Source organism: Enterococcus raffinosus (genome assembly GCF_019175485.1).
GTDB classification, from domain to species: domain Bacteria; phylum Bacillota; class Bacilli; order Lactobacillales; family Enterococcaceae; genus Enterococcus_A; species Enterococcus_A raffinosus.
Map to the genome: position 1 here is coordinate 1,367,808 of NZ_CP072888.1, position 25,985 is coordinate 1,393,792.

The window sequence follows — 25,985 nt, forward strand, 5'->3', positions numbered from 1 at the left end:
AAAGTGGAAACATTATTAGAGAAAACACGCCAAATCAATAAGTTAATGCAGCAGAAGAACGCCTTTGAGCCAACTGCTGAATTACCTTATAACAACATGGCGCGAATTTTAGGGGATATTTTGGGATCATTGACGTATATCATTGGTGCAGAAGGAAAATTGTTGGGACTTAATGAAAAGATTGATATTAACACTGATCGTGTTCGGTCGTTTTTAGTGGATCGTCAATTTCCAGATAGTTATGTCTCGGAAATGAAGGAAGTTTTTAAAACGGAAGCGAATATTCCCGTGGCTAATAGCCTAACAGCCTTTCCGACTGAGCGCGCGGAGTTGTATCCAAATGGATTGACGACGGTCATTCCAATCTTTGGCTCAGGGGAACGATTAGGTACCATTATATTAGCTAGAACAGAAGGAGCATTCAATGATGATGATCTAGTCTTAGCTGAATACGGTGCGACAGTTATTGGAATGGAAATTTTGTATCAACAGTTTTTAAATGTTGAAGAAAAAATTCGTAGCCAAACAGCTGTACAAATGGCAATCAGTACACTTTCTTACAGTGAATTAAAGGCTGTAAAAGCAATTTTCGATGCTTTAGAAGGCGATGAAGGACGATTAACTGCCTCAAATATAGCCGATAAAATTGGTATCACGCGTTCAGTGATTGTTAATGCTTTGCGGAAGTTAGAATCTGCAGGTATCATTGAATCACGCTCTCTTGGTATGAAAGGTACCTATTTGAAAGTTTTAAATCCATTGTTCAAGGATGAATTAGTCCGTCATAAGTAAAATGTCAGTCTAATCATTCTGTTTGAGAATAAGGTTTTCAATACAGTAAGCGGATAATGTAATGTATCGTTGGATGATATCGATGGGAACAATTACAATTAACGAAAAGCGAGGAGTGGGGTATTTATGTCAGTGTCAATCAGCAATGATTTTTTACAGGCAACGATTAATGAAAAAGGGGCAGAACTTACCAGTTTACGTGCCAATGATATTGAGTATATTTGGCAAGCAGATCCAAAATACTGGAATCGCCATGCACCGTTTTTATTTCCATTTGTAGGACGCTTAAAAGATAATCAATACACATACAAAGGCCAAACATATCCGATGGGACAACACGGATTTGCTCGTGATAAAGAGTTTAAAGTCATTGAACAAAAAAAGGATAAGGCAACGTTTCTTTTAGAAAGTGATGAAGAAACAAAAAAAGTTTATCCTTTTGATTTTAATTTGACGATTAGCTATGAGATATGGGGCGAAGGCGTTCGAATTCGTTTCAATGTTGAAAATACGGGAACGGAAGAAATGATTTTTGCTTTAGGAGGTCATCCAGCCTTTAATATTCCAATGACTGATGATTTAAGTTTTGAAGATTACTTCATTGCTTTCTCTCCACAAAAGTCGCGTGTAAAAATACCTCTAGAAGGTCCTTTTGCAAATTTGGATCAAAAAACGATTGGACAGACCAATACCAATATTCAATTGAGTCACAATCTATTTAAAGAGGATGCTTTGATTTATGAAACTCGTGGTCTAAATGCCTACACTTTAGGTAGTGAAGAGTCTCCCCACAGTGTAACTCTAGCTTATAACAACATCCCTTATGTCGGACTGTGGTCGCCATATCCGAATGAGGCACCTTTTGTTTGTATTGAACCTTGGTGGGGCTTTGCGGACACGGTAGATAGTACTGGGCGATTAGAAGACAAAGAGGGAATGAATCGTTTAGCGCCTAAGGGGAATTTTAAAACAGAGTTTTCAATTACTGTGAGTTAACGTATAAAAAAATGCTTCGCCTGACAATTTTGATTGTCAGGTGAAGCATTCTTTTTTTCTCTCTTAATCAAAAGGCACACGCCAATGTTCCTCATTGTGTGCTTTAAAGCAAAGTTCAATTTGTTCTTTAGTATTTTTCTCTTCCGCCAATCGAGGCAGAGAGTCTTTTTCAAACCAATCCGTTTTTAACGTCTCTATATTTTCAACAAAACTGCCGCCGGTTGCGCGGCACTCAATAAAAATTTTACAAACACTGTAAGCATAGCGTGGTAAATTATGCTTGTTGCGGTCCTGAATGGCAATTACTTTTTGCGGTATAACTGTTAAACCAGTTTCCTCTAATGTTTCCTTTACCGCATTTTCTTTAATCGATTGGTTGAAATCGACCCAGCCGCCGGGCAGTGCCCATTGCTTATCTTTTTCTTGAACTAATAAAATCTTATTATTCTCAAAAATGGCGGCACGAGTATCTAATTTTGGTGTTGGATACCCAACTTCTTCGGCGAATAGTTTTCGTAATTTTGGCATTGGAATCGGTGTTTGAACAGCCAACATTTCAGTTGCAATGGTGCGAATACGTTCAAAACGTTCTTGATCAAAAGGATCTTTCGTATAAGTTAAACCAGCCTGTGACAAAGCCTGTAATTCAATTGCCCAATCTAAAAACTGCTCTTCCATCTACTTCTCCTTTTTATTCAGTCCAAAAGAAACTTTGTTTTCAGTTCCTGACTTGATTCGTTGGATATTTTCTCTGTGACGATAAATGATGTAGCAGGTCAAAGCAAAACAGACCAACGTCAATAACCAGTTAAAAGAAGGTAAAATAGCGGGCCAAATAAAAGGCAACGCAATGGAGGAAAGTGTGACAAAAATAGCTGAAGCAATACTCGATGCACTGACCATGCTAGTTATGTAAAGAATGATCAAAAAGAAAACCAATGAATAGAAAAAGAATAAAGGAGCAAATGCTAGAAGCATTCCTGCGCTTGTGGCAACTGCCTTTCCACCTTTGAACCCGGCAAAAATAGGTAGTGTATGTCCTATTACAGCAACTAAACCAAACCATAAAGGATTAATATCCAAATGAAAAAGGATCGGCAGATAGGTGGCTAAAGAGCCTTTTAATAAATCCATAGCAAAAACAACAAATCCAGCGGTTCTTCCCAATACACGAAAGGTATTGGTGGTTCCTGAATTGCCGCTACCAAATTCTCGAATGTCTTTCTTGAAAAAAAGTTTTCCAATCCATATACCGGATGGGATAGAGCCTAAAAGGTAAGCTAGGACAAAAAGTATAGCGGTTTTCATATGAATCCTCATTTCTCTGTTAGTAAGGCTATTTTATCAGATTTCAAAAGAGTGAACAAATTCTAATCACATGCTATACTGACTACTGTGAGTAAATAAATTGAACTAAGCGAGGGAAATCAAATGAGTTTTCAAAATCCTAGTCAAGAAAAGATCTTTCAATACTTAGACGAAGCGCAAGTGATCGCCGTTGTCGGATTTAGCGACAAACCAGAAAAGACGAGTTATCAAATTGCGGAAGTTCTAAAAACACATGGCTATAAATTATATGGAGTAAATCCGAAATTAGCTGGTCAGACAATCAACGATATTCCAGTCGTCGAAAGCTTAACTGCTGTACCGGAAACGATTGATATCGTGGATATTTTTAGACGAAGCGAATTTTTGCCTGCTGTTGCGGAAGAATTTTTGAAGACCGACGCGAAAGTTTTTTGGGCGCAATTGGGTCTAAGCAATGAAGAAGCAGCTAAAATGCTGCAGGATCAAGGACGCATGGATATCGTTATGGATCGGTGTGTGAAGATCGAATTAAACAAAAAAGCGTAATGCTCGAGTTGATTTTATTAAAAAAAAAGCTTAAAATGCCTTTTCAGAAACAGGATAGGCTTTTTTTTTGAGCTTTTTTAGCGTATCATACAAATGATGTACTTTTAGAAACGGATCCATTGAACTTAGTAGGGCTCATCTATAGGTAAAAAATAATTTTTAGAGGAGCTTTGTTTTTGTGGTATCCGGTACGAACAAGCAATCTATTTTTCTTCTTGAAAAATAATTATGTTAAATAGGAATGAGGAGTTGTAGGCTTGGCTAAGATGAACAATGAATACAATGACGCTTCGATTCAAGTACTAGAGGGATTAGAAGCGGTTAGAAAACGACCTGGGATGTATATCGGCTCGACAGATAGTCGCGGTCTGCATCACTTGGTTTATGAAATCGTCGACAATGCAGTTGATGAGGCATTGTCCGGCTATGGTAGTGAAATCGAAGTGACCCTGCATCCAGACAACAGTGTGGAAGTAAGTGATAAAGGTCGAGGAATGCCAGTTGGTATGCATGCATCAGGCATCCCAACAGTCGAAGTCATCTTCACCATTCTTCATGCTGGCGGAAAGTTTGGTCAAGGTGGCTATAAAACTTCTGGCGGATTGCATGGCGTTGGTGCGAGTGTGGTAAATGCCTTGTCAGAATGGTTGACTGTAACGATCGTCCGTGAAGGGGTGGAATACCGTGAAGTGTTCAAAGATGGTGGAAAACCTCAAGGGACTTTAGAGAAAATTGGCAAGACTCGTAAACCAAACGGAACGACCGTACACTTCTTGCCTGATGCGCAAATCTTCTCAACACTTAATTTTTCTTATGAAACGTTATCAGAACGTTTACGGGAATCAGCCTTCTTGTTAAGAGGCGTTAAAATTACTTTAACGGATCTGCGTGGAGAAGAAAAAGTAACAGAGGTCTTTCATTTTGAAGAAGGAATCAAAGAATTTGTTGAGTATTTAAATGAAGATAAAGACACGTTAACGCCGGTTGTTTATTTTTCTGGCGAGCGTGAAGGGATCGAAGTTGAATTTTCCTATCAATACAATGATGGTTATTCAGAGAACCTTCTTTCATTCGTTAATAATGTACGAACTAAAGATGGCGGTACTCACGAATCTGGAATGAAGACTTCCATGACGAAAGCATTCAATGAATATGCGCGCAAATCAGGTTTGTTAAAAGAAAAAGATAAAAACTTGGAAGGCTCAGATTTCCGTGAAGGGTTATCTGCGGTTTTATCTGTTCGAATTCCAGAAAATCTTCTGCAATTTGAAGGGCAGACGAAAGAGAAGTTAGGAACGCCTGCTGCTCGTGGAGCAGTCGATAGTGTCATTGGTGAACAGATGGGCTTCTATTTACAAGAAAATAGTGAAAATAGCCAAATGCTGGTTCGTAAAGCCATTAAAGCTCGCGAAGCTCGTGAAGCTGCACGCAAAGCCCGTGAAGAAAGCCGTAACGGTAAAAAACGGAAAAAAGGGGAATCTCTCCTTTCTGGGAAACTGACTCCAGCACAATCGCGAAATGCGGCGAAAAATGAATTGTTTTTAGTCGAAGGGGATTCTGCCGGCGGTTCAGCGAAGCAAGGCCGTGATCGGAAGTTCCAAGCAATTCTGCCATTACGAGGAAAAGTCATCAATACCGAAAAGGCTAAAATGCAGGATATTTTGAAAAATGAAGAGATTAATACCATGATTTATACAATTGGCGCAGGAGTTGGACCTGAATTCTCAATTGAGGACTGCAATTACGACAAGGTAATAATTATGACCGATGCGGATACCGACGGTGCACACATTCAGGTATTGCTATTAACCTTCTTCTATCGCTATATGAAACCCCTGATCGAAGCAGGGAAAGTTTATATTGCTCTGCCACCACTATATAAAGTTTCCAAAGGTGCAGGACGCAAGCAGGTGATCGAGTATGCATGGACCGACGACGAGCTGCAAGATGTGACTAAAAAAGTTGGGAAAGGCTATATGCTGCAACGTTACAAAGGGCTCGGCGAAATGAATGCAGAGCAATTATGGGAAACCACGATGGACCCTGAATATCGTACGTTAGTTCGAGTTCGAATTGACGATGCTGCACAAGCTGAACGTCGAGTAACGACCCTAATGGGTGATAAAGTGGAACCACGTCGTAAATGGATCGAAAACCATGTACAATTTACTTTGGAAGAGGATGGCAGCTTACTGGACAATAAGGAAGAAACGTCTACTGTGCCAGTATCTGAACAACACGAGAAAGATGAGACAGCTGATCAAGTAAAAATAATCAGTTTGTTCGACGAGTAGGAGGTGGTCAAAGATGGATGCAAAACATTCGATTCAAGAATTAACATTAGAAGAAGTAATGGGTGACCGTTTTGGCCGCTATTCGAAGTATATTATCCAAGAACGGGCGCTGCCTGACATCAGAGATGGATTAAAACCCGTTCAACGGCGTATTCTATTCTCTATGAATAAAGATGGGAATACCTATGATAAGGGATTTCGTAAATCTGCGAAATCTGTAGGGAATATCATGGGGAACTATCATCCCCATGGAGATAGTTCAATCTATGAAGCAATGGTTCGTCTAAGTCAGGATTGGAAATTACGGCAGGTTCTGATTGAGATGCACGGAAATAATGGGTCGATGGATGGAGACCCTCCTGCGGCTATGCGTTATACAGAAGCCCGTTTGTCACAACTGAGCGGCGAGATGCTACAAGACATTGAGAAAGAAACGGTTGATTTCGTCTGGAACTTTGATGATACAGAAAAAGAACCGACTGTTCTTCCAGCTGCTTATCCTAATTTATTGGTTAACGGGTCAACTGGGATCTCTGCAGGTTATGCGACTGAAATTCCTACCCATAATTTATCGGAAGTAATTGATGGAACGATATATTTAATTGACCATCCAAACGCTTCATTAGAAAAGATTATGGAGTATATTCCCGGGCCAGATTTTCCAACTGGAGGAATTCTGCAAGGAAAGGCTGAAATCAAGAAGGCTTACGAAACGGGAAAAGGCAAAGTAATTCTTCGTTCTAAAACGTCAATCGAACCATTAAAAGGCGGAAAACAGCAGATTGTTATTCATGAGATCCCTTATGAAGTGAACAAAGCGGTTTTAGTTAAAAAAATGGATGAAATCCGATTAAATAAAAAAATCGACGGCATCGCCGAAGTTCGTGATGAATCTGACCGGACAGGTTTGCAGGTGGTTGTTGAGTTGAAAAAAGACGCAAATGCAGAAGGAATTTTGAATTACTTATTCAAAAATACTGATTTGCAGATCAATTATAATTTCAACATGGTTGCTATTGATAACATGACGCCGCAGCAAGTTGGATTGAAGCATATTTTAGTAAGTTACATCGGCCACCGTAAAGAAGTGATCACCAAACGTAGCCAATATGAACTCGCTAAGGCACAGAAACGGCAACACATTGTTGAAGGATTGATGAAGGCTTTATCAATCCTTGATGAAGTAATCTCTACGATTCGCGGTAGTAAAGACAAAAAGGATGCTAAAAATAATTTAGTCGAACGTTTTGAATTCAGTGAAGAACAGGCAGAGGCAATTGTGACTTTACAATTGTATCGCTTAACGAATACGGACATCACTCAACTAGAAAAAGAAGCTTCTGAATTAGCCAAGGAAATCAAAGAATTGCATTTGATTTTAAACAGCGAAAAAGAATTGCATAAAGTGATGAAACAAGAACTACGTCAAATCAAAAAGAATTACGGAAATGATCGTTTGACGAAAATTGAAGACGAAATCACCGAAATCAAGATTGAGACGGAAGTTCTAATCGCTCAAGAAGAAGTTATTGTTACCTTAACAAAAGAAGGGTATTTAAAGCGCAGCAGTTTGCGTTCATACAATGCGTCTCGACCAGATGAACATGGTATGAAAGATGGCGACTCTATTATCTTCATTGATAAACTGAATACCCTTGATCATCTATTGATTTTAACCAATCATGGAAATATGATTTATCGTCCGGTTCACGAAATTACTGAGCTGAAATGGAAAGATGTTGGTGAACACATTTCACAGACTATCACTAATTTATCTATGACCGAAGAGATTATTGCTGCTTTCCCATATAAAGAGATTGATGCAAACAAACTCTTTATCTTCATGAGTAAAGAGGGAATGATCAAGCAAACTCGAATGACCGAATTTTCTCCTTGGCGGACCTATCGCAGCCGACCAACGACAGCTATGAAAATGAAAAGCGATACAGATCAAATCGTCTCCGTATTTTTGACCGACGAAGTTCGCAATGCGGATGTATTTATTGCTTCTCATCGTGCCTTTGGATTGCGTTATCCATTAGATGAAGTACCAGTAGTCGGATCGAAAGCTGCTGGTGTAAAAGCAATCAACCTGAAAGACGGTGACTATGTAGTAGCTGGTGCTCTGGTACCATCGGAGGGCGATTCACCTATACTATTATTGAGCCAACGAGGTGCGGCTAAACGGATGCTTGCACAAGAGTTGCCGCAATTAGGACGTGCGAAACGCGGTCTGATGATTTTCCGTGAATTAAAGAAAAATCCGCATCGCTTGAGTTATATGACGACGGATACTGAAGGAAAGCTTCTTCTTACGACGAGCAAAGGAATCGAAAAAGAATTAGAGATTTCAAATGTAGCTATCAGTGATCGTATTTCCAATGGTACGTTCACGATTGATGAGAAAAAGGAAGGCGAACTTTATTCTGTTGTGCACCCTCAAGAATTGATAGAAGATTAGTTCTTCTGTGCTACAAAAAAATAAAACAGTTGGGTATCTGTATTAAAACAGATACCCGTTTTTTTTATCACAAAATACGTCTTATACACAATGAATAATGAATTTTAACTAAAGCTTAGTAATGCGAAATTGCTTTTAAATCAAGGGTTTGCGAACGATTACAAAAATATCTTATTTTCTAATTAATCTTTCACAAGGAAAGGCTTGCATAAAAGATTTTATGTGTTATACTTTGTTCGTAAACCTGTAGTAATTACGTTTTTAATATTCTAAGGAGGTCCTTTTGAAATGGGAACTGCAACAAATGAACTAGAAAAAATGAAAAACACAGAAAAACCTGCATGGCAAGGTTTTAAGGGGCATCTGTGGAAAAATGAAATCAATACACGGGATTTCATTCAAGCAAACTACACACCTTATGAAGGTACGGCTGATTTCTTGGCTGAGCCTACTGAGGCAACAAATGAATTATGGACTAAACTACAGCAGCTTCAAAAACAAGAACGTGAAAATGGCGGCGTATTAGATATGGAAGCAGATGTCGTATCTGCAGCTAATGCTTATGGTGCTGGATATATCGACGAAAACTTGAAGGACAAAGAAGCAATCGTTGGTATCCAAACAGACAAGCCTTTAAAACGTGCGTTTATGCCTTATGGTGGGATCCGCATGGCCGAAGAATCACTTGAACGTTACGGTTATACTCCAAATCCTAAATTTACAGAAATTTTTAATGACTACCATAAAACACACAACCAAGCTGTTTTCGATGTATACACACCAGAGATTCGTGCCGCTCGTCGCGCGAAGATCATTACTGGTCTTCCTGACACTTACGGTCGTGGACGTATCGTGGGCGACTACCGTCGTATTGCTTTATATGGTATTGACTACTTGATGCAAGAAAAATTAAAAGATCATGCAAACTGCGGTCACGGTCAATTTACAGAAGAGGATATCCGTCTTCGTGAAGAGATCAGCGATCAATATAAAGCTTTAAAACGTATCAAAGAAATGGCAGAAGCCTATGGATTTGATATCTCACGTCCAGCAGAAAATGCGAAAGAAGCAGTACAATGGACGTACTTTGGCTATCTTGCAGCGATTAAAGAACAAAATGGTGCGGCAATGTCTATCGGACGTGTCTCTACTTTCTTAGATATCTATATTCAACGCGATATTGAAAATGGCACATTGACAGAAGAAGAAGCACAAGAATTGATTGACCACTTAGTAATGAAATTACGTATGGTTAAATTTGCACGTATCCCTTCATACAACGAATTGTTCTCAGGAGACCCAGTTTGGGCTACTTTGTCTATTGCAGGTATGGGTATGGATGGACGTACCTTAGTAACAAAAAATGATTTCCGCTTCTTACACACATTAGAAAATATGGGACCATCTCCAGAACCAAACTTGACGGTGTTGTATTCTTCTCGTTTGCCAGAAGGATTCAAAGATTATGCAGCAAAAATCTCAATTGATACATCTTCTATCCAATACGAAAACGATGATGTAATGCGTCCAGTATGGTTAGATGACTATGCGATCTGCTGCTGTGTATCTGCTACACAAACTGGTAAAGAAATGCAATTCTTCGGTGCTCGTGCCAACCTAGCGAAAGCATTGTTATATGCGATCAACGGTGGGGTTGATGAAAAATCAAAAGCACAAGTTGGACCTGATTTCCGCCCAATTGATTCAGATGATGCTTTAGACTTTGATGTCGTTATGGCGAAATATGATGATATGCTGGAATGGTTAGCAGGAATGTATGTAAATACTTTGAACGCGATTCACTTCATGCATGATAAGTATTATTACGAAGCAGCTGAACTAGCGTTGATGGATACAGACTTGAAACGTACATTTGCAACAGGGATCGCAGGATTCTCACACGTGGTTGATTCATTGGCTGCTATTAAATACGCAAAAGTTTATCCAATTCGCGATGAAGACGGAATCGTTACAGACTTCAAGATTGATGGCGAATTCCCTAAATACGGAAACGATGACGAACGCGCAGATGATATCGCTGTATGGTTGTTGAAGACATTTATGGAAAAACTTGAGCATTATCATACTTACCGTAATTCAGAACCAACAACTTCAATCTTAACGATTACTTCTAACGTTGTTTATGGTAAAGCAACAGGTACTCTACCTGATGGACGTAAAGCAGGTGAGCCGCTAGCTCCAGGGGCTAACCCATCTTATGGCGCTGAACAAAACGGTCTGTTGGCTTCACTTAACTCATTGACTAAATTGCCTTACGAATATGCTTTAGATGGTATTTCAAATACTCAAAGTATTAACCCAGATGCATTAGGTCATGATGAAGATGAACGGATTGAAAACTTAACAAACGTTTTAGATGGCTACTTTGATCAAGGAGCACATCACTTGAACGTAAACGTTTTTGGTAAAGAAAAATTACTCGATGCTATGGAACATCCAGAAAAAGAAGAATACGCAAACTTTACGATTCGGGTTTCTGGTTACGCGGTTAAATTTATCGACTTGACTCGTGAACAACAAGAGGATGTTATCAGCCGTACATTCCACGCAAAAATGTAGGTTGCTGACTTTAGTAATTGAATGTATAGTAAGGGCGGATGGACGGAAGTCTATTCGCCTTACTTTTCATCATTTTAATCAAGAATGATGTGAGTTTTAAAAATTTGAATGGTACAATGCATCAGATTCAAAATAGATAAAAAGTGTAACTAGTATAAGTTATTTTCTCTTATACATTTAATGAGCTACAAGGCATAGAAACATAGTGAAAAACAACACTTAAAAAAATTACATATATTGAGGGAGGGACTGTTTATGTCTACTATGACTGAACAACCTATTGTCGGAAATGTCCATTCAATCGAAAGTTTTGGATCGGTTGATGGTCCTGGTGTACGTTTTATCGTCTTTATGCAGGGCTGTCGAATGCGTTGTCAATTTTGCCACAATCCAGACACCTGGAAAATCAATGATCCGAAAGCAAAAAAAAGAACGGCTGATGATATTTTAAAAGAGGCGTTGAACTATCGGAGCTATTGGGGAAAAAAAGGGGGAATCACTGTAAGTGGTGGAGAACCTTTATTGCAAATTGATTTTTTGATTGACTTGTTCAAAAAAGCCAAAGAAATGGGAATCAATACAACGCTAGATAGTTGCGGCAAACCCTTTACATTTGAAGAACCATTTTTCTCAAAATTTGAAGAATTGATGCAATATACCGACCTAGTACTATTTGATATCAAACAAATCGATAATCAAAAGCACAAAGAATTGACTGGTCAAAGCAACGATAATATTTTAGAGATGGCGAAATATCTGTCAGATATCAACAAGCCTGTCTGGATTCGCCATGTATTAGTACCTTTTAGAAGTGACTATGACGAATTTTTAATTCGATTAGATAAATTTATTAAAACGTTGAACAACGTAGATAAAGTTGAGATTTTACCTTATCACACAATGGGTAAGTACAAATGGGAAGAAATGGGCCTGAAGTATCCATTAGAAGGAATTGAACCACCGACAGATGATCGAGTGGAGAATGCGAAAAAATTGTTGCATACGGAAGATTATAAAGGCTATTTAAAAACTAAAGTCTAAAAATGAAAATCGGGCAGATGGTGTCCGATTTTTTTGAAAATGATAGAAGTTTAAATATTTATAAAAGGAAAAGGCGGTATGTTGTTGCTCTTTTCCTTTTTTTTGATATGATAAAGAAGAACTTATTTAAAGGAGCGAATCAACTATGGGAAAAGTTTTAATTTTTGGACATCAAAATCCTGATACAGATGCGATTGGAGCAGCGATTGCATACGCAAACCTACAAAAGGAGTTAGGTGTGGATGCTGAAGCAGTTGCATTGGGAACACCAAATGAAGAAACACAGTTTGCTCTAGATCATTTTGGTTTGACAGCTCCGCGTGTAGTAGAAAAGGTCGCGGCTGAGACGAATGACGTAATGCTAGTTGATCACAATGAATTCCAACAAAGCGTGGCAGATATTGAAGAATTAAACATTCTTTCAGTGGTTGACCATCACCGAGTAGCAAACTTCCAAACAGCGAACCCACTTTATTATCGTGCAGAACCTGTTGGATGTACTTCAACAATCGTATTGAAGTTATACAAGGAAAATAATATTGCCGTTCCTGCAAAAATTGCTGGTATGATGTTATCAGCGATCGTTTCGGATACGTTACTATTTAAATCACCTACTTGTACACAAGAGGATATTGATGCAGCTAAAGAATTAGCTAAAATTGCAGGAGTTGACTTAGATAGCTACGGGTTAGATTTATTGAAAGCTGGAACCAATTTGGGTAATAAGTCTGAAGCAGAATTGTTAGACTTAGATGCCAAATCATTTCCTATGGCTGACAAAACGGTTCGAATCGCTCAAGTTAATACTGTTGATTTGAACGAAGTTTTTGCTCGTCAAGATGCGTTGCGTGATGCTATGCTATCTGAGAATGTAAAAAATGGCTATGACTTGTTCTTGTTGCTTGTTACGAATGTGCTAGATTCTGATTCTGAATTATTAGTTGCTGGCGAACCAAGAGAAAAGGTTACAGAAGCATTTAACGTAAAACTTGAAAACGATCGAGCATTTCTACCAGGAGTTGTTTCCCGTAAGAAACAAATTGTTCCTCAATTGACAGAAGCATTTGATAAATAATATGAATGATTAAAAAGTGGACTTTTGAAGGTCCACTTTTTTGTGGGATTTTTTAAGAAGGATTATAATACGAAGGGACATGAACTGTTTTCCTTTAATTCGGTCTAAAACAATCGCAATAGGCAGTCCATTTGTTGAAATCTTAAAAATTCTCTAACTAGAAAGGACAGTGCGATGAACATCTATACACGGGATAAAAAAATTCAACAAGAATTAAAACGTCAGGATATTCAAAACCTCTTAAACTATTTCCAACAATTGCAAGAGCCTGTAATCTTACGTGACATTCGAAAAGAATTCTCTGGTGCAAAGCGTTTAGATAAGGACTTAGATTTTTTGATTGCTAATAGTATTATCTCTCGCGAAGATCGACGGTATCAATTGTCATTAGCTCCACTAAAAGAATATCCAACCACTGAAAAGGTCGAAATGTTCATAGAAAAGATGGCTGGTAGATACTCTATTGAAGAATTACTGGTTTGGCTAGGGGAGGTGCTTTGGCTTGACGACATCAATGAGATAATCGCCATTAACTATGATTTGCCGACACTGAATCGATTAGAAACCGATAGCTTCCGACTGGCGACAATCAATCATCGAGAAAAGTTATCGGAAACGTTACCGAACTATTTTAGCAACGTGGATCAACCGGATAAGTTTCCCAAACTAGCGCCGTTACTTGGTGATGTGAATACTGAATTTTTTAGTAATCAAATTGAGTTGGTTCTTGAACGAGTGCTGTTAAGGAAAAAGCCTAAGAGAACATCGATTTTTTTAGATATCTTGGTTGAGACGAAAGTAGTTGTCGCTGAGCCAGAATGGCAAGTAGCAATTCCATGCGTTGATCGAACACAGCTGGCAGATATTGAAATAGAGATGAATAAGAAAGAACAATTCTTTTTCGGGCGACAACTGGCGGAACAACTATTAAAAGGAAAAGAAAGTTTTACGTATATGATAAAAAAGAAGGCATAATAGCATGCAGCGAATAATCAAAGGGATCATATTGGTGGTTAGTTTTTTATTAGTTTTTGGAGGGGTTTATTATGCAAAAGTGCGCTACTTCAGTCCTGGGACACTAGTGAAACAAAAGGCTATTCATTATTCTAATGTTCCTACTGTTTTTATCCACGGGTATGAAGGAAATTCATTTTCCTTTGGCCCGCTACTGCGACGAATTGAACGTGAGAATGTTGCAAAACGTGAAATGACGATCGTAGTTCAAGCAGATGGTAAATTGTCTGTTGAAGGTGAACTAAAAAGCCGAAATGACAATCCAACTATTATGGTGCTTTTTGCCAAAGATGTTACGGATGAAATCACTCAAAGTCAATGGATCAGCAAAGTAATGCATTATTTGTATGAACAAGGCGTCACGCGGGTTAATTTAGTCAGCCATTCTATGGGCGGTGTTTCTTCGTTACGTTATTTGCTGGAATACACAGGGAATAAAACACCAACAACTGAAAAGTTTGTCGCAGTTGCTGCGCCCTTTAATGATTTAGAAATTGCTGAGGACACGGAAGAGATTTTTGCTTATGAGTTAACAGAAGAGGGGCCAAGCGGTGAAACACCGATCTATCAGTATTTTGATAGAGCAATGAATCAATTGCCCTCAAATATTCGTGTTTTGGCTGTTGCCGGGGATTTAAACGACGGGACAGAAAGTGATGGGTCCGTATCGACTCATAGCGCTTTTGCCTTACGCACATTGTTTCAAAAGCACGCTAAGGGCTATCAGGAGCTTACCGTTAAAGGAAAAAGCGGTGGACACTCCTCAATCACTAAAAGTGCAAAATTAGAAGAAAAATTAATCCAATTTCTTTGGAAAGAAACAGCTTGACGCTAAGGCTTCAAGCTGTTTTTTTGACGTTTTCGTACTTTTTTAGTCCAAAATCCTCCAGATATATATTTGGGTTCATAAGAAATAATGAAGGCTCGACTTTCGATTTCCTTGATGAGGGTGTAAAGTGTGCGCTCAGTTTTACGTGGAGATAAAATTTCTAACACCATTCGTCCACCCTCTAAACCTTCGCCGTATGACTGGGTGACTCCATAGCCGTTTTGTCTCAGAATGCGAGGAAGACTGGCTTCTTGATCTGTATTTGTTGGTAATATCACGGTTACCATCATATATCCAAGAGCCAATTTGTCTTCAATTTTTATCCCAACACTAATCCCAATCGCGTAACCTAAAGCATAAGTCAGGAGATTGATCGGATTATCTAAACGATCCAATACCATTGAAAGTCCAAGTATATAGATTGTAATCTCAACCATGCTCATTAAGGGCGCTAAAATGCGATAGCCTTTCATTGTAAGCATAAAACGGAGAGTATTCAGTGTAACGTAACAAAAATTGATAAGAAAGATCATCGCAAGCATTTTTATATCAATCATTATGTAATCGCCTTCTTTCTGTGATTTTTACCCATATAGGTGTTTTTAGTGTGCGTTTTGTCCTATTCTCATCAGCCTAACGATTATTTTGTCAAAAGGCAAATAAAAGGAAAAAAGGATAAAAAGATTTCATGTTTATTTGTCAAAAAAACAGATTAAACAAATAATAATTGTTATTTATTGACGAAAAACTGATTTATTTTAAAGAAATGAAATTTTTACCTTCTATTTTAATTCTTATTATAATATAATGTTAGGTAGGGGCATTTAATAATGTAAAGGAAAATATGTAAAACGCTTGATACGTTATTTTAAAAAGGTTTGTGTTATTATAATAGAACAAGCTGTGTTTTTATTATTAAACTTTGCACATTAAAATGTAATATAGGGACGCGTTGTCGTTCATTCGAAAAAGGTGGTTCTCATGGAAAATACTAAACAAGTGGCAAAGCAACAAGTTGAAGATGCGAAGAGAACATTTTTGTCTGGAGAAAATTTTTATGCACAACATTTATTGGGTGCACATCAAGTAAAGGAAGGATTCGTTTTCCGAGTTTGGGCACCCAATGCGCTTGCTGTGTCTCTCGTTGGCGATTTCAATGATTGGCAGGATTTGCCAATGGAGAAGGATGAAGTTAGCGGAATTTGGCAAGTACAATCGGATACCGCAAAAGAAGGAGACCTTTATAAATTTAAGGTTAAGCAAGCCAATGGTCGGGAAATCTTGAAAATAGATCCTTTCGCTGTCCGATTTGAAAAAAGACCTGGCGATGCCGCAGAATTATATAGCTTTCCTGAAAAAAAATGGAAAGATGGCTTATGGCGCGGACGCAATAAACGAACAAATGCGTTTAAGCGACCATTAAATATCTATGAAATGCATGCTAGCTCATGGAAACATCATGAAGATGGAACGCCCTACAGTTTTGCTGAGTTAAAAGAAGAATTAGTCCCTTATCTAGTAGAAATGAATTATACCCATGTTGAATTTATGCCGTTGATGGAGCATCCATTAGGTCGTTCGTGGGGCTATCAATTAATCGGTTATTTTGCACTGAGCTCTTATTATGGGACGCCGGCGGAGTTTCAGGATTTTGTTGAAGCTTGTCATTTGAATAATATCGGAGTCTTTGTTGATTGGGTTCCGGGTCATTATTGTATTAATGATGATACATTGCCTTATTATGATGGGACACCGCAGTTTGAGTATGAAGATCCTGATCGGGCGAAGAACAATCGTTGGGGGTCCATAAATTTTGATTTGGGAAAACCACAAGTTCAAAGCTTTTTGATTTCTAGTGCGATGTTTTGGATTGAAATGTTCCATATTGATGGTATCCGAGTAGATGCCGTTTCAAGTATGATTTATCGCGACTATGATGATGGACCGTGGACACCAAACCATGAGGGAGGCAATCGAAACTTTGAAGGGTATTATTTCCTACAAAAACTGAATGCTGTCATCAAATTGGCTCATCCGAATGTCTTAATGATCGCAGAGGAGAGCTCATCTGAAACACCTGTGACCGGTATGATCGAGAGTGGCTCATTAGGTTTTGATTTTAAATGGAATATGGGATGGATGAACGATGTCTTACGTTTTTATGAAATGGATCCTGTTTTTCGGAAAGACAATTTCAATTTGGTCACTTTTTCGTTTATGTATATGATGCAGGAGAATTTTATTTTGCCACTGTCACATGATGAAGTTGTTCACGGGAAAAAGAGTCTTATGCATAAAATGTGGGGAGATCGGTACAAACAGTTCGCGCAGTTGAGAAACCTGTACACTTATTTTATGACTCATCCAGGAAAAAAATTATTGTTTATGGGTAGTGAATGGGGTCAGTTTCTAGAGTGGAAGTTTGATGAGGGACTTGAATGGAGGGATTTGAATGATTCAATGAACCATTCGATGCAGCATTTTACTGCAGAATTGAATGATTTCTATAAAAATCAAACAGCCTTATGGGAGCTAGAGGATTCCTATGACACGATCGAAATTATTGATGCGGATAATACGGGAGAATCAATTTTGTCCTTTATGCGAAAAGGAAAACGTAAAAAAGATTTCTTAATTGTCATTTTAAATATGACTCCAGTAGAACGCCGAGATTTTCATATAGGTGTGCCTTATCCGGGGACTTATAAAGAGGTTTGGAACACGGAGATGAAAGAATTTGGCGGAACATGGACAAAGCATAATGAGGATTGTCAAAGCGAACCAATTGAATTTAAGGAGTACGGCCAGTTGATCAGAACAACTGTCCCTGCTTTAGGTGCCATCATATTGAAACCAGAAAAAATCAACACACGCAAGAAATAGAGGGGAGGTCGATGGAGGAAAGTCCTTCATCAAATAAAATGAAAACAGAAATTTTAGCAATGATTTTAGCCGGCGGGAAGGGTTCTCGTCTAGGTAAACTAACACAAAAAATTGCAAAACCTGCTGTCCCTTTTGGCGGTCGCTATCGAATTATTGATTTTACGTTGAGTAATTGCATTAATTCAGGTATCAACAATGTAGGAGTAGTAACGCAGTATCAGCCTTTAGCGTTAAATAATCATATTGGGAATGGTTCTAGCTGGGGCTTTGATGGTCTAAACTCAGGAGTAACAATTCTACAGCCATATTCTAGCAATGATGGGAGTAAATGGTTTGAAGGAACAGCTCATGCAATCTACCAAAATATGGACTACATCGATCAAATGGATCCTCAGTATGTTTTAGTCCTGTCTGGTGATCATATCTATAAGATGGACTATGAAGCGATGCTTGAAGACCATAAAGCGAACAATGCTTCACTAACAGTTGCGGTAATTGAGGTCCCTATTGAAGAAGCTTCTCGTTTCGGAATCATGAATACTGATGAAAATGATCGAATTATTGAGTTTGAAGAAAAACCAGAAGAACCAAAGAGCAACTTAGCTTCAATGGGCATTTACATCTTTAACTGGAGTCGCTTGCGCAGTGTATTGCTAAACAGTTATAAAAAGGATGATCAAATGCTAGACTTCGGTAAGCATGTAATTCCTGCCTACTTAGAAAGTGGAGAGAATGTCTTTGCGTATCGCTTTGACGGTTACTGGAAAGATGTTGGTACAATCGATTCTCTTTGGGAAGCTAGTATGGAGTTTATTGATCCTGAGCATAGCTTGAATATCCGTGATAAAAACTGGCGGATTTTAGCAAAAAATACCATTTCACCGCCACATTTTTTAACTGAAAATGCTGATGTAAAAAATTCATTGGTAGTGGATGGCTGTTATGTCGCTGGTCACGTAGAACATAGTATTTTATCTGATGATGTTCAGGTAAAAGAAGGTGCAAAGGTAGTCGACAGTGTCGTCATGCCAGGTGCAACGATTGGTAAAAATGTGCAAATCACTAAAGCGATTATTGGAGAGAACGCCATCATTGGTGACGATGCGGTCGTTGATGGATCAGAAGAGATTGCTGTAGTAGGCTATTCAGAAGTGATTGGAGTGTTGACAAGTGAGAGCGAATAAAATGTGCGCCATTTTGGGGAACGTATATGAGTGCCCAGAATTATTACCTTTAACTGAAAAGAGACCGTTGGCAACATTGCCTTTTGATTGTAAGTACCGTCTGATTGACTTTAATCTGTCAAATGCAATCAATGCGAATATCAAATCTGTATACATGGTTTTTAACCAAGGAACGACCAAATCTGTTTTTGACCATATTGGCGGAGGACGCGAGTGGCATCTTGATAGTGTAGACAGCCGTTACTTTATCCATTTTTATCAAGATTTCTTGAAAAAGAAAGCAGAAGGCCGGCCCTATTTTGAGTCAGTCATTGACTATTTGAATAAATCAAAATCTGAATATACAGTCTTTATGGGAAATCGTATGCTATGTAATATTGATTTAGAGGCTGTTTTAAAAATTCATCAACAAAGCGACAGTATAATGACTGTTGTTTATAAAAAAATGCCGAAGGAACAAATTTATCGGCAGGATGAAATTTTAGAAGTGGATGAACACGGCATAATTGCAGGCCATCATAACTTTTTAGAAGAAAAAACCAACGAAGAAGTGCTGAACCTGGGCATGAAAATATTTATTTGTCGTACAGATTGGTTAATCAATGCCTTACAGGAAGGGCAAAATCTAGGCGGTCCGGTAGCATTGGTGGATTTCTTAACTTTAGCAATGAATCAAGTGAAGACAAATGCGTATGAATATACTGGCTTCTTAAGTAACATTTTTGATATTAAGTCATATTATGATGCAAATATGGCTATGTTAGATCCTAAGAAGTTTACTTCTCTATTGTATTCTAAACAAAAGATTTATACGAAATTGAAGAATGAAGTGGCTACCTATTATTCTCCAACTTCTGAAGTAAAGAATAGTCAATTCGCTACAGGCTGTCTGGTTGATGGGAAAGCTCATGGTTCCCTTTTCTCAAGAAGTGTCATAATTGAAAAAGGTGCTGAGGTTGAGGATTCGATTATCATGGCAAGCTGTAGTATACGCGAAAACGCATATATCAAGAATGCGATCCTAGATAAAAACGTTGTAGTGGAACCAGGAATTAAAATTATCGGCTCTGCTGAACAACCAGTTGTCATCAAGAAAAATACACATGTGATCAGTGATGTTTACGGAGGCGAATAAAGGTGAAGACATTATTTGTAGCAGCAGAATGTGCACCCTTTTTTAAAACTGGAGGATTGGGTGACGTTGCGGGCGCTTTACCTAAAGCCTTAAAGGAAAAGGGAACAGATATAAGAGTGGTCCTACCATTTTTCACAAAGATGCCAGACCGTTTTAAGGAGCAGTTAGAGGATTTATTTTCTTTCGATGTCTATGTTGGCTGGCGCAAACAGTATTGCGGAGTAAAGCATCTCCGAATGAATGAGATTGATTACTACTTTTTAGACAATCTCTATTACTTCAATCGGCCAGAATTGTATGGTTATTATGATGATGGGGAACGTTTCGCTTTTTATCAGCAAGCGGTCATTGAACTAATTGAAAAAATCGATTTTATTCCTGATGTTATGCACTTGAATGATTATCATACCTCCTTCATCCCCTTTTTATTAAAGGAAAAATATCGTTGGATTAAAAATTTTGATCAAATTCGTACCGTTTTGACTATTCATAATATAGAATTTCAGGGACAATATGACCGTGAAGTTTTATATGATTTATTTGGCATGGGGTGTGAACGTTACGACGATGGCACGATACGTTACAATGACTGCGTAAACTTTATGAAGGCTGGGATTCTGTACGCAGATCGCGTGACTACAGTTAGCCCTTCTTATGCTGAAGAAATAAAAACGGCTGAGTTTGGTGCTGGTTTGGATATCATTTTGCGAATGGAAAGCGGCAAGTTGCATGGAATATTGAATGGGATTGATTATGATGCCTTTAATCCAAAAACTGATCCTGCAATTTTCGCAAATTACGATGCAGCACATCTTGATAGAAAAATAGAAAATAAAGTACAGTTACAAAAAGCCTTGGATTTACCTGTTCGACCGGATGTTCCTGTCATTGGGATTGTCAGTCGTTTGACTTACCAAAAGGGGTTTCATTTACTTCTAGAAGAGATGGAGAACTTAATGCAATTTGATGTACAGTTGGTTTTGATTGGAACAGGGGATCCGAATTTTGAGAATCAGTTCCACTATTATGGCGGAAAATATCCGAATAAAGCAAGCATCCATATTGACTTTGATGTAACATTGGCTCAGAAAGTGTATGCCGGTGTTGATATGTTCTTGATGCCATCAGCCTTCGAACCTTGCGGGCTTTCGCAAATGATTTCCATGCGTTATGGTACATTGCCGATTGTCCACGAGATTGGCGGCCTGAAAGACACCGTTCAACCATACAATCCGATTACAGGTGAAGGGACAGGCTTTGGTTTTAACATTTTTGAACCGTTCTATTTAATGAATGCGTTGAAACAGGCCATTGAACTTTATCAGGATCATCCAGCGGTTTGGCAAGGAATGATGACTGAGGCAATGTCTCGGGACTTCAGTTGGGATGAATCTAGTCAGCAATATTTAGAGTTGTACGAAGGAATATAAGATTCGAAAAGCCAGAATCTAAGCCTTGTGGCGATTGATTTTGGCTTTTTTATCATTAAATTTTCATTTATGATGTATTATATGTAGTATGTATAATACATAGCTTAAAAAGTGTAGGTTGGAGATGAGAATATGAATAAAACAGAATTTAAACAATCATTCAGTCGCCGTCTAGCTGAAAAATTTGCAATGGGTGTTGCGGACGCTTCCCCAGACGAACTTTACCAAACATTGGGTTCATTAATGACTTCGGCATATTCACAAAATTGGCAGCAAACATGGAAAGATTATCGAGAAGCAGATCAAAAACAAGCATATTATTTTTCTATTGAATTTTTACCAGGAAAAATGTTAAAAAGTAATCTTTTAAACATGGGTTGGTTAGACATGGTCACGGAGGGGCTCGCTGAGTTAAATATTGATTTAGAGGATTTAGCTGAGGTTGAACCGGACATGGCGTTAGGAAATGGCGGGTTAGGTCGTCTGGCTTCTTGCTTTATGGATTCGATTGCCTCCATGGGGCTTCCTGGCAATGGGAATGGAATCCGTTATGAGTATGGTCTTTTTAAACAACGCTTTGTTGACAATTATCAAGTGGAGTTGCCAGATGAATGGCTGCACAAAGGTAATTTGTGGGAAGTTCGAAAAGAGAGTAAAGCGGTAGATGTGCGTATCGGTGGCGATGTATACATGAGTCATGATGAATACGGCAATCTAGTTCCGAATTATCAAGGTGGGATGATGCTTCGAGCGGTCCCTTATGATACCGGGATGCTTGGGTATCAGAATGGTATTGTCAATACCATGCGTTTATGGTCTGTAGAAATATCGCCGGAAGAAGAGGATCGATACCGTAGTATAAAGGATCGTCGTGCTGTGGAGGATCTGACTTCAGTATTGTATCCAGATGATTCTAGCGAAGCCGGAAGAAGGCTGCGATTGTCACAGGAGTACTTCTTTGTCTCAGCAGGTGTTCAAAGTATTTTGCGTTACTACAAACAATTGAAGAAACCGATGGACGAAATTAATCAATACATTGCGATTCATATCAATGATACACATCCTGCTATGTGTGTGGCGGAATTTATGCGACTGCTAGTTGATGAAGAAAAAATGGGTTGGGAACGTGCTTGGAACTTAACTCAAGAGGTGATGAGCTACACGAATCATACGATCATGGCTGAGGCTTTAGAAAAATGGTCGATTGATATGATGAAAAGCGTGTGTCCAAGAATCTATCAGATCATTGAAGAGATCGACCGTCGTTTCGTTGAGGAAATGACTGGCGTGCATGATTTTGATTTGATACAACGAACAAGAATCATTCAATGCGGCCAGGTTCATATGGCCCATCTTGCAATCATAGGCTCGCATTCAACGAATGGTGTGGCGAAATTACACTCCGATCTTCTAAAGTCCGTCGTTTTGCATGATTTTTATCGATTATATCCAGCTCGATTTAATAACAAGACAAATGGGATTGCGATGCGAAGATGGACGCAATTAGCAAATCCTTCGCTAAGTAAAGTATTAGACGAAACGATTGGTAATACTTGGAGAAAGCAGCCAAGTGACCTGCGTTTGCTATTAAATTATGAGGAAGATGACCAGGTGCTTGATAAGCTTGCGGCAGCGAAATTGGAAAACAAGCAACGTCTAGCAGACTATATTCAAAAACATTGCGGCGTTGAAGTCAATCCTCATGCGATTTTTGATGTTCAAATCAAACGACTGCATGCTTATAAACGTCAATTACTAAACTTACTGCATATCATTAAGTTGTACTTAGAGTTGAAAGAAAATCCTGAATTACCGATTGAACCTCGCGTGTTTATTTTTGGTGCAAAGGCAGCTCCAAGTTACCATTATGCAAAATCTATTATTAAGGTAATCAATGAAACAGCGAGCTTAATCAACCAAGATACAACAATCAAGGATAAATTAAAGGTCATCTTTTTGGAAAACTATAACGTAAGCTTGGCGGAAAGAATTATTCCAGCAGCAGATGTCAGTGAGCAAATTTCTTTGGCGTCTAAAGAAGCTTCTGGAACTTCAAATATGAAGCTTATGCTGAATGGCGCAGTGACAATCGCGACATTGGATGGCGCAAATGTTGAAATTCGAGATGCTGTTGGAGATGAGAATATTGCTATTTTTGGTTTGACCGAGTCTGAGGTTTATCAATATTACGAGAATAAAAATTATTCATCCGCAGACATTTATCGAGAAAACGCACAGGTACACAAAGTGGTAAAAACTCTAATAGATGGTACGATTCCGAATATTTTTGCAGAGGGTCAAGAAATCTTTGATTCCTTGATTAAGTACAATGATGAGTTCTTTGTTTTACGTGACTTTGAAGATTATTGTTTGGCACAAGAAACTGTAAATCAGGCTTATCAAGACAAACGTCGTTGGCGACAAATAAGCTTACGAAATATAGCCAATGCAGGACGCTTTTCTTCAGATAATACCGTTCAGCGTTATGCAGATGACATTTGGCAAATAGAACCCGTTTTTGCTCATGAAGATGATCGAGGTGTGACACAACATGACTCATATTTACTTTAATCCATGGCTGGAACGATACAAACAACCTTTTGGTGCTGTTCAGGAAGGGACGACGGTCAAAATTTGGCTGTCGGTTCCGGAACAGCAAAATACGAAGGTCTTTTTGATTGTGCGTAAAGAAGGAAGCTCAGTGGGACAAAAAATTTTTCCAATGGAGCCGGCTTCTGAGGATCGCTTTCATTTTCAAACGACAATGGATCAGGGCTGGGGATTGTATTTCTATTATTTTAAAGTCATCCATGAAACGGATGGCTACGAAACGATTCAGTATTACGGATTTAAAGGACATGGCGGCGAAGGAAGAATCTATGGCTCTGAACGCGAAGTCGTACCTTATCAACTGACGTGCTACCAAAAACCAGAGATTTCTCCAAAATGGTATCGAAACGCTGTTTTTTATCAAATTTTTCCTGATCGATTTGCCAATGGCAATCCCGATCGTAAAATCAATCAGCCAAAAAAAAATTCATTTATCTATGCAACTGAAGAGGATGAACCTTTTTATATTAAGAATCAGAAAAATGAGATTGCTCGATGGGACTTTTTTGGTGGGAACTTTAAAGGAATTCAAGAAAAAATTCCTTACTTACAAGAACTTGGGATCACCGCTTTATATTTAAATCCAATCTTTGAGGCGACCTCTAATCATCGCTATGATACGAATGACTATTTCAAGGTGGATAGTGTCTTGGGAACTGAGGAAGATTTTCGTAGTTTGATCGCTGCTTTACATACGGCGGGAATCGCGGTTGTTTTAGACGGAGTATTTTCTCACGTAGGAAAAGACAGTCGGTACTTCAATATTTCTGGTTTATATGGCGAGGATACTGGCGCAGCTCGCGATCCTAAGAGTCGCTACTTTGATTGGTTCACATTTAACCACTATCCGGATGATTATAAATCTTGGTGGGGAGTATCCGATCTGCCAGAGGTACGTAAGGATAATCCAAGTTATCAGGAATTCATTTATGGCGATTTAGACAGTGTTCTATCTAAATGGACCTCGATGGGCGTTGATGGCTGGCGGTTGGATGTTGCAGATGAATTAACTGACGATTTTATTGCTGGTATCCGTAAAAATCTTTTGGCGTATCAAGAAAAGATTCTAATCGGTGAGGTTTGGGAGGATGCATCGAACAAAATTGCCTATGACACTCGACGAAAGTATGTGTTTGGTGATCATTTACAAGGCGTAATGAATTATCCACTCAGACAACAAATTTTAGATTTACTAAATCAATCACGATCATTGCAGGATATTTGCGAAGAGATGATTCGTTACCAAGAAAATTATCCGGCTGATTTTTACTACAATCAGTTGAATAATATTGGCACACACGATACGGAACGAATCTTGACCATGTTAGATGGTTCGGTCGAAGCGATGGATCAGGCTTGGGGATTAATGTTCATGATGCCAGGCATTCCTTGTGTTTATTACGGCGACGAAGCCGGGCTGACCGGCGGGAAGGATCCGGATAATCGTAAGTTTTTCCCGTGGAATAGCATTGATCCTAGATTGTTTAAAAATTGTCAAAAATGGATTGAGCGTAGAAAGAAATATGATGTGCTGAAGCAAGGGCAATTTTTCCCATTCTATTCGCAAACACAGCAAATATTCGGGATCATTCGATATACGGATCAGGCCTATGTCATTTACGCACTCAATTTATCTGATGAGGAACAAAGCCTAAATGTTGGAGAGTTATCAAGTCCACGTGCCTATCAAGGGGATTATGAGGTGTTGGATCGTATCTTAGAGGGTGAGGTATTGGCTCCAAATGGCAGTTTGTTTGTGTATGACTCAAATTGATCTAATGAGTGGGAGATTTTCTTATAGGTTAGG

The 25,985-nt window shown here is 38.7% G+C and carries 19 protein-coding genes; 16 read left to right on the top strand and 3 right to left on the bottom strand.

What is annotated here, in order from left to right; genetic code table 11:
• The first annotated feature begins 3 nt into the window (after positions 1-3).
• A complete protein-coding gene (gene codY, locus J9537_RS06735; RefSeq protein WP_010744652.1) occupies positions 4-792 on the top strand; it encodes a GTP-sensing pleiotropic transcriptional regulator CodY in 789 nt (262 codons plus the stop codon).
• Positions 793-918: 126 nt separating this feature from the next.
• The gene (locus tag J9537_RS06740) at positions 919-1,788 is read left to right on the top strand and encodes an aldose 1-epimerase family protein (RefSeq protein WP_218257189.1); all 870 of its coding nucleotides are present in this window, start codon (positions 919-921) and stop codon (positions 1,786-1,788) included.
• Between the two features lie 63 nt (positions 1,789-1,851).
• On the opposite strand, the gene J9537_RS06745 is transcribed toward J9537_RS06740, so the two are convergent.
• Positions 1,852-2,466, bottom strand: a complete 615-nt coding sequence (locus tag J9537_RS06745) for an NUDIX hydrolase N-terminal domain-containing protein (protein ID WP_218257190.1) — start codon at positions 2,464-2,466, stop codon at positions 1,852-1,854.
• Positions 2,467-3,096, bottom strand: a complete 630-nt coding sequence (plsY, locus tag J9537_RS06750; protein WP_218257191.1) for a glycerol-3-phosphate 1-O-acyltransferase PlsY — start codon at positions 3,094-3,096, stop codon at positions 2,467-2,469.
• Between the two features lie 123 nt (positions 3,097-3,219).
• On the opposite strand from plsY, the gene J9537_RS06755 reads away from it, so the two are divergent.
• The 8 genes from J9537_RS06755 (at position 3,220) to J9537_RS06790 (ending at position 14,936) form a co-directional block, all read left to right on the top strand.
• Complete coding sequence (locus tag J9537_RS06755; RefSeq protein ID WP_218257192.1) at positions 3,220-3,642, top strand: CoA-binding protein; 423 nt, start codon at positions 3,220-3,222, stop codon at positions 3,640-3,642.
• A gap of 266 nt (positions 3,643-3,908) precedes the next feature.
• Positions 3,909-5,936, top strand: coding sequence for a DNA topoisomerase IV subunit B (gene parE / locus J9537_RS06760; RefSeq protein WP_218257342.1), 2,028 nt, complete (start codon positions 3,909-3,911; stop codon positions 5,934-5,936).
• 13 nt (positions 5,937-5,949) lie between these two features.
• On the top strand, positions 5,950-8,397 hold the full coding sequence (parC, locus tag J9537_RS06765; protein WP_218257193.1) for a DNA topoisomerase IV subunit A: 2,448 nt from the start codon (positions 5,950-5,952) through the stop codon (positions 8,395-8,397).
• Positions 8,398-8,685: 288 nt separating this feature from the next.
• Positions 8,686-10,977 carry a formate C-acetyltransferase gene (pflB, locus tag J9537_RS06770; protein ID WP_218257194.1) on the top strand — a complete coding sequence of 764 codons (2,292 nt, stop codon included), beginning with the start codon at positions 8,686-8,688 and terminating at the stop codon, positions 10,975-10,977.
• Between the two features lie 255 nt (positions 10,978-11,232).
• Positions 11,233-12,018 carry a pyruvate formate-lyase-activating protein gene (gene pflA / locus J9537_RS06775; protein ID WP_010744660.1) on the top strand — a complete coding sequence of 262 codons (786 nt, stop codon included), beginning with the start codon at positions 11,233-11,235 and terminating at the stop codon, positions 12,016-12,018.
• Between the two features lie 145 nt (positions 12,019-12,163).
• A complete protein-coding gene (locus J9537_RS06780; protein ID WP_010744661.1) occupies positions 12,164-13,093 on the top strand; it encodes a manganese-dependent inorganic pyrophosphatase in 930 nt (309 codons plus the stop codon).
• 174 nt (positions 13,094-13,267) lie between these two features.
• Positions 13,268-14,068, top strand: coding sequence for a DUF1803 domain-containing protein (locus tag J9537_RS06785; protein WP_218257195.1), 801 nt, complete (start codon positions 13,268-13,270; stop codon positions 14,066-14,068).
• Between the two features lie 4 nt (positions 14,069-14,072).
• Positions 14,073-14,936, top strand: coding sequence for an alpha/beta hydrolase (locus J9537_RS06790; protein ID WP_218257196.1), 864 nt, complete (start codon positions 14,073-14,075; stop codon positions 14,934-14,936).
• Between the two features lie 2 nt (positions 14,937-14,938).
• Here J9537_RS06790 and J9537_RS06795 read toward each other — a convergent pair whose 3' ends face one another.
• A complete protein-coding gene (locus J9537_RS06795) occupies positions 14,939-15,493 on the bottom strand; it encodes a DUF2179 domain-containing protein (protein WP_010744664.1) in 555 nt (184 codons plus the stop codon).
• A 424-nt stretch (positions 15,494-15,917) separates the two neighbouring features.
• On the opposite strand from J9537_RS06795, the gene glgB reads away from it, so the two are divergent.
• The 6 genes from glgB (at position 15,918) to J9537_RS06825 (ending at position 25,952) form a co-directional block, all read left to right on the top strand.
• Positions 15,918-17,819 carry a 1,4-alpha-glucan branching protein GlgB gene (gene glgB / locus J9537_RS06800; RefSeq protein ID WP_218257197.1) on the top strand — a complete coding sequence of 634 codons (1,902 nt, stop codon included), beginning with the start codon at positions 15,918-15,920 and terminating at the stop codon, positions 17,817-17,819.
• Between the two features lie 38 nt (positions 17,820-17,857).
• Positions 17,858-19,003, top strand: coding sequence for a glucose-1-phosphate adenylyltransferase (locus J9537_RS06805; protein WP_035016523.1), 1,146 nt, complete (start codon positions 17,858-17,860; stop codon positions 19,001-19,003).
• A complete protein-coding gene (gene glgD, locus J9537_RS06810) occupies positions 18,990-20,138 on the top strand; it encodes a glucose-1-phosphate adenylyltransferase subunit GlgD (RefSeq protein ID WP_218257198.1) in 1,149 nt (382 codons plus the stop codon). The genes J9537_RS06805 and glgD overlap by 14 nt, the downstream gene beginning before the upstream one ends.
• Before the next feature lie 2 nt (positions 20,139-20,140).
• Positions 20,141-21,568 carry a glycogen synthase GlgA gene (gene glgA, locus J9537_RS06815; RefSeq protein WP_218257199.1) on the top strand — a complete coding sequence of 476 codons (1,428 nt, stop codon included), beginning with the start codon at positions 20,141-20,143 and terminating at the stop codon, positions 21,566-21,568.
• A 132-nt stretch (positions 21,569-21,700) separates the two neighbouring features.
• A complete protein-coding gene (locus tag J9537_RS06820; protein WP_218257200.1) occupies positions 21,701-24,139 on the top strand; it encodes a glycogen/starch/alpha-glucan phosphorylase in 2,439 nt (812 codons plus the stop codon).
• Positions 24,120-25,952, top strand: coding sequence for a glycoside hydrolase family 13 protein (locus J9537_RS06825; protein ID WP_218257201.1), 1,833 nt, complete (start codon positions 24,120-24,122; stop codon positions 25,950-25,952). The genes J9537_RS06820 and J9537_RS06825 overlap by 20 nt, the downstream gene beginning before the upstream one ends.
• Positions 25,953-25,985: the final 33 nt, after the last annotated feature.

Coding starts and splice junctions, on each gene's coding strand:
- J9537_RS06740 (WP_218257189.1), top strand. CDS start 919: ATGTCAGTGTCAATCAGCAATGATTTTTTACAGGCAACGATTAATGAA.
- J9537_RS06745 (WP_218257190.1), bottom strand. CDS start 2,466: ATGGAAGAGCAGTTTTTAGATTGGGCAATTGAATTACAGGCTTTGTCA.
- plsY (WP_218257191.1), bottom strand. CDS start 3,096: ATGAAAACCGCTATACTTTTTGTCCTAGCTTACCTTTTAGGCTCTATC.
- J9537_RS06755 (WP_218257192.1), top strand. CDS start 3,220: ATGAGTTTTCAAAATCCTAGTCAAGAAAAGATCTTTCAATACTTAGAC.
- parE (WP_218257342.1), top strand. CDS start 3,909: ATGAACAATGAATACAATGACGCTTCGATTCAAGTACTAGAGGGATTA.
- parC (WP_218257193.1), top strand. CDS start 5,950: ATGGATGCAAAACATTCGATTCAAGAATTAACATTAGAAGAAGTAATG.
- pflB (WP_218257194.1), top strand. CDS start 8,686: ATGGGAACTGCAACAAATGAACTAGAAAAAATGAAAAACACAGAAAAA.
- pflA (WP_010744660.1), top strand. CDS start 11,233: ATGTCTACTATGACTGAACAACCTATTGTCGGAAATGTCCATTCAATC.
- J9537_RS06780 (WP_010744661.1), top strand. CDS start 12,164: ATGGGAAAAGTTTTAATTTTTGGACATCAAAATCCTGATACAGATGCG.
- J9537_RS06785 (WP_218257195.1), top strand. CDS start 13,268: ATGAACATCTATACACGGGATAAAAAAATTCAACAAGAATTAAAACGT.
- J9537_RS06790 (WP_218257196.1), top strand. CDS start 14,073: ATGCAGCGAATAATCAAAGGGATCATATTGGTGGTTAGTTTTTTATTA.
- J9537_RS06795 (WP_010744664.1), bottom strand. CDS start 15,493: ATGATTGATATAAAAATGCTTGCGATGATCTTTCTTATCAATTTTTGT.
- glgB (WP_218257197.1), top strand. CDS start 15,918: ATGGAAAATACTAAACAAGTGGCAAAGCAACAAGTTGAAGATGCGAAG.
- J9537_RS06805 (WP_035016523.1), top strand. CDS start 17,858: ATGAAAACAGAAATTTTAGCAATGATTTTAGCCGGCGGGAAGGGTTCT.
- J9537_RS06820 (WP_218257200.1), top strand. CDS start 21,701: ATGAATAAAACAGAATTTAAACAATCATTCAGTCGCCGTCTAGCTGAA.
- J9537_RS06825 (WP_218257201.1), top strand. CDS start 24,120: ATGACTCATATTTACTTTAATCCATGGCTGGAACGATACAAACAACCT.